At 66.5% G+C, this 12581-nt stretch carries 8 protein-coding genes and 1 tRNA gene; 4 read left to right on the forward strand and 5 right to left on the reverse strand.

Going from position 1 to position 12581, the window contains the following annotated elements; translation table 11 throughout:
• Positions 1-88: 88 nt before the first annotated feature.
• From AC1RJ5_RS20745 to AC1RJ5_RS20755, 3 genes are all read right to left on the reverse strand, one after another.
• On the reverse strand, positions 89-1951 hold the full coding sequence (locus AC1RJ5_RS20745) for an ABC-F family ATP-binding cassette domain-containing protein (RefSeq protein ID WP_493115448.1): 1863 nt from the start codon (positions 1949-1951) through the stop codon (positions 89-91).
• Positions 1952-2046: 95 nt separating this feature from the next.
• Positions 2047-2123, reverse strand: a tRNA-Pro gene (locus AC1RJ5_RS20750).
• A 77-nt stretch (positions 2124-2200) separates the two neighbouring features.
• On the reverse strand, positions 2201-3496 hold the full coding sequence (locus tag AC1RJ5_RS20755) for an FAD-dependent oxidoreductase (protein ID WP_269576076.1): 1296 nt from the start codon (positions 3494-3496) through the stop codon (positions 2201-2203).
• A gap of 98 nt (positions 3497-3594) precedes the next feature.
• On the opposite strand from AC1RJ5_RS20755, the gene pnuC reads away from it, so the two are divergent.
• The 4 genes from pnuC to lepA all read left to right on the forward strand — a co-directional run bounded on the left by pnuC (position 3595) and on the right by lepA (position 9136).
• Positions 3595-4149 carry a nicotinamide riboside transporter PnuC gene (gene pnuC / locus AC1RJ5_RS20760; RefSeq protein WP_269576075.1) on the forward strand — a complete coding sequence of 185 codons (555 nt, stop codon included), beginning with the start codon at positions 3595-3597 and terminating at the stop codon, positions 4147-4149.
• On the forward strand, positions 4146-4667 hold the full coding sequence (locus AC1RJ5_RS20765; protein WP_269576074.1) for an ATP-binding protein: 522 nt from the start codon (positions 4146-4148) through the stop codon (positions 4665-4667). The genes pnuC and AC1RJ5_RS20765 overlap by 4 nt, the downstream gene beginning before the upstream one ends.
• Positions 4668-4883: 216 nt before the next feature.
• Positions 4884-7205, forward strand: a complete 2322-nt coding sequence (locus tag AC1RJ5_RS20770) for a TonB-dependent receptor (protein ID WP_342249805.1) — start codon at positions 4884-4886, stop codon at positions 7203-7205.
• 122 nt (positions 7206-7327) lie between these two features.
• Positions 7328-9136, forward strand: a complete 1809-nt coding sequence (gene lepA / locus AC1RJ5_RS20775) for a translation elongation factor 4 (RefSeq protein ID WP_493115452.1) — start codon at positions 7328-7330, stop codon at positions 9134-9136.
• Positions 9137-9148: 12 nt separating this feature from the next.
• On the opposite strand, the gene AC1RJ5_RS20780 is transcribed toward lepA, so the two are convergent.
• Together AC1RJ5_RS20780 and AC1RJ5_RS20785 are read right to left on the reverse strand one after the other, a co-directional pair.
• Positions 9149-10846, reverse strand: coding sequence for a hypothetical protein (locus AC1RJ5_RS20780; RefSeq protein ID WP_493115454.1), 1698 nt, complete (start codon positions 10844-10846; stop codon positions 9149-9151).
• Positions 10843-12546 (reverse strand): Hsp70 family protein, encoded by a 1704-nt coding sequence (locus AC1RJ5_RS20785; protein WP_493115456.1) that lies wholly within the window; start codon positions 12544-12546, stop codon positions 10843-10845. Before AC1RJ5_RS20785 ends, AC1RJ5_RS20780 begins: the two co-directional genes overlap by 4 nt.
• Positions 12547-12581 lie beyond the last annotated feature (35 nt).

Here is a 12581-nt window from a genome sequence, read left to right on the forward strand (position 1 = left end):
GCCTCCGCGCACCGCGAACCATATCGAAAACCGCGCGCGCAACACCGCGAGGCGCGCAACTTACGCCAACATCGGCGACTGGAAGCGTCTAGTTCGCCGATTCCAGCGTCTCGGTTGCCCGCAGCCAGGTCGCCTCGGCCTCTTCCAGCTGCGCCACGACCTCGCCGCGCCGCTTCATCAGTTCGCCCATCGACAGCGTCTTGAGCCATTTGGGCGGCTTGCCGGCCAGTGCCGCGTCGATTTCCGCCAGCGATTTCTGTGCCTTGGCGATGGCATCCTCGGCGTCGCTCACCGCCTTGCGCAGCCCGGTCGAGGACTCGCGCGCCTGGGCGGCGGCGCGGCGCTCTTCCTTCTTGTCGCCCGATGCGCCGGGGCTGCCGGGCACCGGCTTGCCCGAGACGACGAAGGCCGCATAGTCCTCGATCGTCCCATCATATTCGCGGGCGGTGCCGCCATCGACTAGGAACAGCCGGTCGGCGACCAGCTCGAGCATGTGCCGGTCGTGGCTGACCAGCACCACGGCGCCCTTGAACTCGGCGAGCGCCTGGACCAGCGCCTCGCGGGTGTCGACGTCCAGGTGGTTGGTCGGTTCGTCGAGGATCAGCAGGTGCGGGGCGTTATGGGTGACCAGCGCCAGCGCCAGTCGCGCGCGCTCGCCGCCCGAAAGCTTGCCGACCTTGGTCAGCGCCTTGTCGCCCGAAAAACCGAAGCGGCCCAGCTGGTTGCGCACTTGCACCGGCGTCGCGGCCTTCATCACCCGGCCCATCGTCTCCACCGGCGTGGCGTCGGGATCGAGCTCCTCGACCTGGTACTGGGTGAAATAGCCGACCGTCAGCTTGGTGGCGGTGGTCATCTCGCCGGCCATCACCGGCAGCTCGCCGGCGATCATCCGGGCGAGCGTGGTCTTGCCGTTGCCGTTGCGGCCGAGCAGCGCGATCCGGTCGTCGGGATCGAGCCGCAGCCCCAGCCGCGACAGGATCGGCTTGCCTTCCTCATAGCCGACCGCGGCATGGTCGAGGGTCAGCAGCGGCGGGCGCAGGCCCTGTGGATTGGGGAAGTCGAAGCGCATGCTCGGATCCTCGGCCACCGCCGCGATCGGCTGCATCCGCTCCAGCGCCTTGACGCGGCTCTGCGCCTGCTTGGCCTTGCTCGCCTTGGCCCGCCAGCGATCGACGAACGCCTGCAGCTTCTCGCGCTCGGCGACCTGCTTCTCGCGCGCCGCCGCCTGCTGCGCCATCCGCTCGGCCCGCTGCCGCTCGAACGCGTCATAGCCGCCGACATAGAGCGTGGTCTGGCCGCGATCGAGGTGGAGGATATGGTCGGCGACATTGTTGAGCAGGTCGCGCTCATGGCTGATCAGCAGGATCGTCCCGCGATAGGCGCGCAGGAAGCCCTCGAGCCACATCACCGCTTCGAGGTCGAGGTGGTTGCTCGGCTCGTCGAGCAGCAGGATGTCGGGGTTGAGGAACAGCAGCGAGGCGAGCGCCACGCGCATCCGCCAGCCGCCCGAGAAGCTGTCCATCGGCCGCGCCTGCATCGCGTCGTCGAAGCCCAGGCCCTTCAGGATCCGTCCGGCGCGGGCAGGGGCCTCATAGGCGTCGATCTGGTCGAGCCGTTCGTAGATATGCCCCAGCCGGTCGGGATCGTCCTGCGTCTCGGCCTCGAGCAGCAGCGCGGCACGTTCGACATCGGCTTCGAGCACGGTGTCGAAGGCGCTGGTCTGGCCGCTCGGCGCGTCCTGGCGGAGATAGCCGAACCGGGCCTGGCGCGGGATATCGACCGAGCCGTTGTCGGTCTCGATCATCCCGGCGATCGCCTTCATCAGCGTCGATTTGCCGGCGCCGTTGCGGCCGATGAAACCGACGCGGGCACGGGGCGGGATCGCCGCAGAAGCGTTCTCGATGATCGCACGGCCGCCAAGCCGGATGGTGATGTCGCGGAAGGAAAGCATGCGCGGGCGCCTAGCAGCAGATGAAGGCGCACCCAAGCGCTCCGTGACCCCTGGTGGTCACTTCGCTTAAAGTGCTGATTTAGCGGGAATTAAAATGGTCGGGGAAAGAGGATTCGAACCTCCGGCCCCTGCCTCCCGAAGACAGTGCTCTACCAGGCTGAGCTATTCCCCGACCGGCGCCTCCGGGGCGAACCCCGACTGCGAGGGGGCGCCTATAACCACGCTATTTGAGTCACGCAAGCCACTGAATCAGCTTTTCCGCGCGTCCATCATCGCATCGACCGAAACGAACTTCTCGCGGGGGGCCCCGATGCGGGCCGCGGCGATCTCCGCGGCGTCGATCTTCAGCCAGTCGCGGAAGGTCACCGGCTCCACCGTGCGCGCCTCCAGCAGGGCATCCAGGCCGGGGCGGCCGGGCTTGCCCGCACCCTCGCCAATGTCCTCGGCGATCTTCTCGGCGATGTGGAAGCCGTCCGGGCGGTTGGTGCCGATCGTCCCCGTCGGGCCGCGCCGCGCCCAGCCCACCGCATAGAGGCCGGGCAGCACCCGCCCGTCGATATTCGCGAATCGCCCGGACTTGTCGTCATAGGGCACGCCCTCGATCGGCGGGGTGCGATAGCCGATGCAGCTCACCACCAGGCTGGCGGGGATGGCATAGGTCTCGCCCGTGCCGTGCGCGCTGCCGTCCAGGCCCAGCGCGGTGCGTTCGACGATCACCCGCTCGACCTTGCCGTCGCCCTCGATCGCGATCGGCATGGCGAAGAAATCGAAGACGATGCGAATCGGCTTGTCTGGCATGCCCAGCGCGAATCGGCGCAGATGGCCGACCGACTTGCGCTGGCCGGGATCGAGTGCGCCGTCCTCCTCCACCGGCGGGAAATCGGCCGGGTCGACGACCGGCGTGGCGTGGCCCAGTTCGCCCAGCTCGCCCAGTTCCTTGGGGGTCATCGCGATCTGGTGCGGCCCGCGGCGGCCGAGCAGGGTGATGCTGTGCACCTTGGAGCCGTGCAGCGAATCGAGCGCATGGGCGACGACGTCCGACGCCTCCAGCTCGTCCTCGGCCTTGGCGAGCACCCGGGCGACATCGAGCGCGACATTGCCGTTGCCGATCACCACGGCTGGCCCGTCGAGCGGCGGATTGAGGCCTGCATAGTCGGGATGGCCGTTATACCAGCCGACGAACGCCGCCGATCCGGTCACGCCCGGCAGCTCCGCTCCCGGTATCTCCAGCTTGCGGTCGTGCGGCGCGCCGGTGGCGAGGACGACCGCGTCGTACAGCTCGCGCAGCTCGTCGATCGACACGTCCTTGCCGATGGTGACATTGCCGACGAAGCGCACATTGTCGGTCAGCGCCACCGCCTCGTACCGGCGGGAGACGCCCTTGATCGACTGGTGATCGGGGGCAACGCCGGTGCGGATCAGCCCGAAGGGCACCGGCATGCGATCGAGGATGTCGACCCGAACCTGGTCGCCAAATACCTTCTGGCAGGCTTCGGCAGTGTAATAGCCTGCCGGCCCGGAACCGATCACCGCGACATGACGCATGGGCCTCTCCTCCCGCGATCTAGGCGCTTACCGTAGCGGCAAGCGGGGGGAGGGCAAGCCTCTCGACGTCGGGCGCAACTTGTTGCTAGGCCGTAACCGTGAGCCCGATCGAAGCGACTGCCAGCCTGCTGGGCCTGATCAACATCGTGCTGGTCGTCCGGCGCAGCATCTGGAACTACCCGTTCGCGCTGGCGATGGTCGCGCTCTATGCGTGGATCTTCTTCCACGAGAAGCTTTACAGCGACGCGCTGCTCCAGCTCTTCTTCTTCGCGGTCAATCTCTATGGCTGGCGGAACTGGGCCCGTTCGCGCGGGGAAAGCGGCGAAGTCGTGGTCGAGACCTTGGGCTGGCCGGCGCGCGGCGGCTGGGCGATCGGCGCGGCCGTTGTGATCGCGCTCTGGGGCGCCATGATGCACCGGCTGACCGACGCGGCCTGGCCCTGGTGGGACGGCAGCATCGCGGTGCTCAGCATCGCCGCGCAGATCCTCCAGTCGCGGCGCAACTGGGAATGCTGGGTCCTCTGGATCCTTGTAGATTTACTGGCTGTCCCTTTGTTCGCCGTGAAGGGACTGTGGCTCACCGCCGGGCTCTATGGCGTGTTCCTGGTTCTGTCCGGGTGGGGGTTGGTCGATTGGCTGAGGGCAAGAAAATGAAGCTGCGCACCATCTGTCTCCACGGGCCCGAGAGCACCGGCAAGTCGACGCTGGCGCCGCGCATCGCCGAATATCTCGGCGGCGAGGTGGTGGACGAATATGGCCGCGAATATGCCGAGGCGCGCGGTATCGCGTTCACGATGCGCGACCTGCTCGAGATCGCCAAGACGCATGACGCCGGCACCCGCACCCTCCTTGCAGCCGGGATGACGCCGCTGATCCTCGACACCGATCCGCTGATGACGGCGGTGTGGGCGGACATGCTGTTCGGCGAGCGGGATCCCTGGTTCGACGAGTGGCAGGGCACCGCCGATTTCTACCTGTTGTTCGATATCGACATGCCCTGGCGCCCCGACGGCACCCGCATGTTCGGCACCGAGGAGCTGCGGCGGAAATTCTTCGAGCTGAGCAAGGCCGAGCTGGAGCGGCGCGGGGTGCGCTGGGCGCTGGTCTCGGGCCAGGACGAGGAGCGCTACGCCAAGGCCATCGCCGCGATCGAGGCTGTTCAGGCAGGCTGATTTCCCGGCGTATCTGCGATTGCGTTGCACGAATGCTGCAGTTGCGAAAAATCGTAGATGATTGTCACAGTTCGTACACAATCCAATCCTAACCGCCGCCTCGGAAGGGGCAGGCAAGCCCCTCGATAACGAGAAATGTCCGGCGCGACGACGGCACGACTCCGATCGGGGACGTGGCCGCTGCTGCGCGTTGGACGCACAGCAGGGAACAATCTCATGAAGACTGGCATCACCAAGTCTGCTCTTTTCCTGGGCGCGGCATTCGGCGCGCTCGTCCTTGGCGGCACCGCCCAGGCGCAGGACGCCACGGCTCCCGCCGCCGCCGTCGAAGACGAAGCGACCACCGAGATCGTCGTCACCGCCGAGCGCCGCCCGGAAACGCTGCAGAACACCCCGGTCTCGGTCGCGGTGATCGGCGGCCAGGACGCGCGTGACTTCACCGCCGCCGGCGACGACACGCTGCTCTCGCTCTCGGGCAAGGTGCCGAGCTTCTACGCCGAGACGACCACCGGCCGCATCTTCCCGCGCTTCTACATCCGTGGCCTCGGCAATATCGACTTCTACCTGGGCGCCTCGCAGCCCGTGTCGATCATCCAGGACGATGTGGTGCTCGAGCATGTCGTGCTCAAGTCGAACCCGGTCTATGACCTCGATCACGTCGAAGTGCTGCGTGGCCCGCAGGGTTCGCTGTTCGGCCGCAACACCACTGCCGGTATCGTCAAGTTCGACACCGTCCGCCCGACGCTCGATCGCTTCGATGCGCGCGGCACGGCGAGCTATGGCAGCTATGGCAGCGTGAGCCTCGACGCCGGCATCGGCGGCCCGCTGGCCGACAATGTCGCGATCCGCGTGTCGGGCCTGTTCCAGCACCGCGACGACTATGTCGACAATGCCTATGCCGGCCCGAGCGCCGACGGCACGAAGACCCCCCGCAAGAACGCGATGGGCGGCTTCGACGAGCGCGACGTGCGCGTGCAGCTGCTGGTCGAGCCGACCGCCGACTGGACCTCGCTTTTCTCGGCGCACATGCGCAACTATAACGGCACCTCGACCCTGTTCCTGCGCCAGGCGCTGAAGAAGGGCTCGAACGACGTCAGCAACGTCTCGCGCACCACGGTCCGCTTCGACGAGGCGATGGACAATCCGCAGGACTATGACACCTACGGCATGTCGTGGAACAACAGCTTCGATCTGGGCGGCGTCACGCTGACCTCGATCACTGCCTATGAGACCTCGTCGGGCTACAGCCGCGGCGACACCGATGGTGGCGCGGCGGCGGACTTCCCGGTCGGCGGCGTTGCGAACGGCTATGGCCAGTCGATGGGCCGCCTCGCGGACCTCGACCAGTGGACCCAGGAAGTGCGCCTCGCCAGCAACGGCGACGGTCCGTTCAAGTGGCAGATCGGCGGCATGTACTTCGATAGCCGCGACATCACCGAGTTCTACCAGCGCGCCTGGTTCCTCAACACCGCGGCCCGCAACCCCAACAACTGGGTGCGCCTGCACGACGTCAACACCAGCTGGGCGCTGTTCGGCCAGGCCAGCTACCAGGTGACCCCGAAGTTCCGCCTCACCGCCGGCGTGCGCGTGACCGAGGACACCAAGACCACCGACCTGCTCAAGACCGCCGACACCGCGGCCGGCGCCGTGACCTATCCGGGTCGCCGCCACGTCCGCATGTCGGACACCCAGCCCAGCTGGGACGTGAGCGCGCTCTATGAGGTCAGCGACGATCTGAGCCTCTATGCCCGTGTCGCCCGCGGCTTCCGCGGCCCGACCATCCAGGGTCGCTCGGCGGTGTTCAACTCGGACTTCACCACCGCGAAGTCGGAGACGATCGTGTCGTACGAGGGCGGCTTCAAGTCGAGCCTGTTCGACAACCGGGTGCGGTTCAACCTGACCGGCTTCTACTACACCGTCGACGACATCCAGCTGAACGGCAATGACTCGAACGGCAACGGCGTGCTGTTCAACGCCGACAAGGCCGAAGCCTATGGCGTCGAGGCCGACCTGACGCTGCGCCCGGTGCGCAACTTCACGCTGACCGCCGGCGCAAGCTGGCTGCACAGCGAGATCAAGGACAAGCGCGTCTATGCCCAAGCCTGTGCCCTCAACGGCGTGCTGGTCTGCACGGTCAAGGATCCGTACGTGACCCGCACCGTCTTCGGCGCCAACGCCTATTTCGCGCAGATCGACGGCAACCCGCTGCCGAACGCGCCGGAGTATAACCTGAACCTCACCGCCCGCTACGACGTGCCGGTGAGCGACAGCGGCAAGTTCTTCATCTCGACCGACTGGAACCTGCAGGGCTACACCAACTACGTCCTCTACAAGACCGACGAGTTCTACTCGGACGGCAACTTCGAGGGCGGCCTGAAGCTCGGCTACCAGGGCGGCAACGGCACCTGGGAAATCGCTGCCTTCGCCCGCAACATCACGAACGAGAAGAACCTCAAGGGCGTGATCGAGAACTACATGGCCGCCGTGCTCAACGAGCCGCGCGTCATCGGCATCTCGCTGACCGGCCGGACCCGCTAAGCCCCCTTTGCTTTCGGCCAGTCAGTCGGGCCCGGTGGCGTCCTTCGCCACCGGGCCCTTCTATTTTGTATTTCGCGCGGGACTTCCGGCACTGGCCCGCGCCTGCTAACGCGCGCAACATCATGGCAACCGAACTTTCCAAGATCCGCAACTTTTCGATCATCGCGCATATCGACCACGGCAAGTCGACCCTGGCCGATCGTCTGATCCAGCGCACCGGCGGGCTCTCCGAGCGCGAGATGTCCGCGCAGGTCCTCGACAACATGGACATCGAGAAGGAGCGGGGCATCACGATCAAGGCGCAGACCGTGCGCCTGGAGTGGAAGGGCCATGTCCTCAACCTGATGGACACGCCGGGTCACGTCGACTTCGCCTATGAAGTGAGCCGCAGCCTGGCCGCCTGCGAAGGCGCGCTGCTGGTGGTGGACGCGGCGCAGGGCGTGGAAGCGCAGACGCTCGCGAACGTCTACCAGTCGATCGAGCATGATCACGAGATCATCCCGGTCATCAACAAGATCGATCTCCCCTCGGCCGAGCCCGAGAAGGTGAAGAACGAGATCGAGGAGATCATCGGCCTCGACGCGTCGAACGCGGTGCTCGCCAGCGCCAAGGCCGGCATCGGCATCGACGAGATCCTCGACGCCGTTGTCGAGCGCATCCCGGCGCCGAAGGGCGATCCGAATGCGCCGCTCAAGGCGATGCTGGTCGATAGCTGGTACGATCCGTATCTCGGCGTCGTCATCCTCGTCCGCGTGATCGACGGCACGCTGAAGAAGGGCCAGCAGGTCAAGTTCATGCAGACCGGCACGATGCACCTTATCGACCGCGTCGGCTGCTTCCGCCCGAAGATCGAGAACCTGCCGGATCTCGGCCCGGGCGAGATCGGCTTCATCACCGCGCAGATCAAGGAAGTCGCCCAGGCGCGCGTCGGCGACACGCTGACCGACGCCAAGAAGCCCGCCGCCGAAGCGCTGCCGGGCTTCAAGGAAGTCCAGCCGGTGGTGTTCTGCGGCCTGTTCCCGGTCGATGCCAACGACTTCGAGAAACTGCGTGAGAGCATCTCCAAGCTGCGCCTGAACGACGCTTCGTTCAGCTTCGAGATGGAGACCTCGGCGGCGCTCGGTTTCGGTTTCCGCTGCGGCTTCCTCGGCCTGCTCCACCTGGAGATCATCCAGGAGCGCCTGAGCCGCGAGTACGACCTCGACCTGATCACCACCGCCCCGTCGGTGGTCTACAAGCTCAAGCTGACCAAGGCGGCGGGCGAGGCGGAAGCGCGCGAGATCGAGCTGCACAACCCGGCCGACATGCCCGATCCCAACCGGATCGCTGAGATCGAGGAGCCGTGGATCAACGCGGTGATCTACGTGCCCGACGAGTATCTCGGCCCGATCCTCAAGCTCTGCCAGGATCGCCGCGGCATCCAGAAGAACCTCACCTATGTCGGCGGCCGCGCCCAGGTGACCTATGAACTGCCGCTCAACGAAGTGGTGTTCGATTTCTACGACCGCCTCAAGTCGATCAGCCGCGGCTATGCGAGCTTCGACTATGAGCAGATCGGCCACCGCGCCGGCGACCTCGTCAAGATGAGCATCCTCGTCAACAACGAGCCGGTCGATGCGCTGAGCATGATCGTCCACCGCTCGACCGCCGAGACGCGCGGCCGCGGCATGTGCGAGCGGCTCAAGGACCTGATCCCGCGCCATCTGTTCAAGATCCCGATCCAGTCGGCGATCGGCGGCAAGGTGGTCGCCCGCGAGACGATCGCGGCGCTGCGCAAGGACGTTACCGCCAAATGCTATGGTGGCGACATCACGCGTAAGCGCAAGCTTCTGGAAAAGCAGAAGGAAGGCAAGAAGCGGATGCGCGAGTACGGCTCGGTGCAGATCCCGCAGGAAGCCTTTATCGCCGCGCTGCGGATGGGCGAGGAATAACCCTCGCCCTCTTCATAGCGTACGCAGCAGCTTGCCGACCTTGTCGTCGGGCTCTGCCGGCACGGTCTGCATGAAGGCGATGCGCCCGTTGCATTGCTGCGCGTTGCTGCCCTGGTACCGCATCGCCTGGCCAAGCTGCTCGCGCGTCATCCCCGCGCGGGCGGATGCCTTCTCCATGATGAAGCCCGGGACGTTGAACGTCTTGGTCTGGCCGGCTGAGGGCTCCGGCGACGGCGTCGATTTGCCGTCGGGCCCGGCACGGGTGGCGAGGAGTATCCGCGCCATGATCGCACGGTTGCGTTCCGCCAGGTTCTTGGGAAGCTTGCTGCCGTCATAGTCCTTGCCGGCGAGATAATTGGCGCAGACGTCGGGGCTGACGGCGCGCAGCGCCAGGGCGCGGTCGAGCGCGAGGCGGTGATAGTCGCGCAGCAGCGGCAGGGGCGCGCCGGGAATGCCCGCCTGGACGCGCGCGTTCAGCAACGGGATCATGCCGTTGGTGAAGTTGACCCAGCTGTCCTTCCGCAGGAACGAATCCTTCCAGTACGTCATCAGCGCGACATAGAGTTCGGGGTTCTTGTCCTCGATCGTCGCAATGTCGAGATTGCGTTCGTACAGCGCCTCGAGTGCGCGATCGATATCGACCCGCTCGTTGCTCAGCGTCTCGGGAATCACCGGCGCCTCGACGCCGGGGATCGGGGCGAAGCGGTTCTGTTCTTTGCACTGGCTGTTGGCGAAGTGGAGCAGCGAGATCAGGATCCAGACGACGATCATGCCGGTCCAGTTCCAGCCGCCGCTGCGGGATGTCGGCTCCCACATTTCGACGCGATAGGAGTCGAAATTGGCCTCCAGCTCTGGATAATGGGTGCGGACCGTGGCGAGCAGTTCGCGGACCCTCTTTCCGCGCACCCAGCCCCGACGGGACTTCTCGTGGGCTGGCCTGGTCAGTTCGCGCCATGCCGCGTGGAGTGGATGCGATGGCGCGCGGACCGCCTCGAAGAAGTCGAGCGACTGGCGGCGGCGCACGACATAGGCGATCGCGGGCGACTGGCTGATCTCGCCGGCGGCACTCATCCAGCCGAAATGGTCGGCCACCGATGCAACGAGCGGATCCGAGAAGGGGACGGCGCGGGCGATCAGGTCGGCGAACCAGTTCTCCGCGTCGGCATAGAAGGACATTTCCTGCATGCGCGGGTCGCGGGTGATGCGCTGCCAGTGGGCGAGCATCGCCTCGGTCTCTTCCGGGCTCGGCCATTGCTCCGCATGCTCGCCGAGCAACAGCCCGGCCAGAGCGCGGGCATGATCGTCATAGTCCTCCGGTGTAGGTGGCGCCCAGGGATTGGGCGCCGGTGGAGCGAAGGCGATCTCGGCGGCGAGTGGATCGCGTTCCCACGCGTCGAAGTTGATCTCGATGCCGGGCTCATCGTCCCATTCGTCGGGATCCTCTTCCGGCTCGGATAGCGCTTGGTCGGGACGACTGGCTTCGGCCTGGGCGGTTTCGGCCTCGGCCTCTTCGTCCTCCTCCTGCTCATATCGTAGCCACTGCGCTTCGCTCTGCGCCTGCTCGAACGCTTCGCGCAGCGCGATGAAGGCCTGAGGGTCACGATCGACATCGATCGCCTTGAGCTTCTCCGCATAGGCGCGGCGGATCGCGCGAGTGTCGTCCGTCGGCTCGATGCCGAGCGTGCGCCATGCCGGCCCGCCGCGGTTCACAGGAAGCGCTCGCCCTCGATCTCGTCCAGCGCCTCTACCAGCCGGGCGCGCGCTTCCTTGATGGTGCGCGGATCCTGGGTGGCCAGCGCATTCTCGAACACGCCGATCCAATGGCCAACGGCGTCGCGGCGGTCGCCGATAAAGCCCTCGTAGCAGCGGGCGGCGCGGGCAAGCACGGCCATGTTGTCGCTCTCGTCGCGCGGGTGCTGCTTGAGCGCTGCGAGCGCATCGCGGCGGGTGGCAAGCTGGGAGTCGGTCAGTGGATCGGCGTCGTCCATGATGACCAGGTTGCGGCTGGTGCTGGTGCCGGGGACGTTGACGTCCACTTCCAGCAGACCGCTGGTATCATAGCTGAAGCGGCACTCGACGACGACCTCGCCCGCGGGCTTGGGTGGGATAGGCACGCGGACTTCGCCGAGCTTGACGTTGCCGGAGACCTCGCGGGCCTCTCCCTGATAGATGCCGAAGCGCAGCTCGCGCTGATTGTCCGAGACGGTGTTGTAGTAGTTCACCCGGCTCGCCGGGATCGCGGTGTTGCGATCGATGATCGGCGAGAACAGCCCGGTGCGCCAGCCGCCGCGCCCGTCCGGCTCGGCATGGTCGACACCCAGGGTGAAGGGGCAGACGTCGGTGAGGCGCACTTCCTCCAGCGCTTCCGAGCGGGCGAGCAGCCCGGCCTGGACCGCGGCGCCGAGGGCCACGGCGTGATCCGGATGCACCGTCGCATTCGGGAAGCGGCCGAACATGCGGGTGATCGCGCGGCGGGCCACCGGCATGCGAGTGGAGCCGCCGACCAGGACGATCTCGCTCAGCGCCTCGACCCGGATGCTGGAATCGCGCAGCGAGCGCAGCACCGGATCGCGCAGTCGCTTGAGCAGCGGCTCGGCGGCGGTTTCGAAATCGGCGGAGGTGACGTTGGTCGCGAACTGCTCGCCCTGCCAGACGATGGTGAACTCGGCCTCGTCGCCTTCGCTGAGCTTGCGGCGGGTGCGCTCGGCGGCGGCGCGGAGCAGTTCCTGCAACACCACCGGATCGGCGCCAGCGAGCTTGCCCGCCGGATCGAGCTTCGGGCGGACATGCTGGACGAGCAGCTCGTTGAAATCCTCGCCGCCCAGCCGGTTGTCGCCCGAAGATGCGCGGACCTCGACCACGCCCTCGAACACTTCGACGATCGACACGTCGAACGTGCCGCCGCCCAGGTCGAAGACCAGGAACGGCTCCTGCTCGCGCATCTGGATGCCGAAGGCGAGCGCGGCCGCAGTCGGCTCGTTGACCAGCCGCTCGACCTTGAGTCCCGCCAGCTCGCCGGCGCGGCGGGTGGCCTTGCGTTGGCGATCGTTGAAATAGGCGGGGACGGTAACGACCGCGCCGGTCACCTTCTCGCCGGTGAAGGCTTCCGCATCTGCCTTGAGCTGGCGCAGGACGAGGGCCGACAGCTCCTCCGAATCGAACTTGCGCTTGCCCAGGGTCACCGTTTGCTGAGTGCCCATATAGCGCTTGAAGGCGGTGACGGTGTCGCGAGGATGGGTGGACTGGCGCTCGCGCGCGGCCATGCCGACCATCACCGCGCCGCTCTCGTCAACCGATACGGCGGAAGGAGTCAGCAGGTCACCGATCGCATTGGGAATGAGCACGGACTCCCCGTCGCGCCAGATCGCGACGGCACTGTTGGTGGTGCCAAGATCGATGCCGATGATCACGTGATTCGTCCCCCCTGACGTCGCAGCCTATCGAG

The organism is Sphingomonas sp. GW822-FHT03G08, assembly GCF_058801135.1.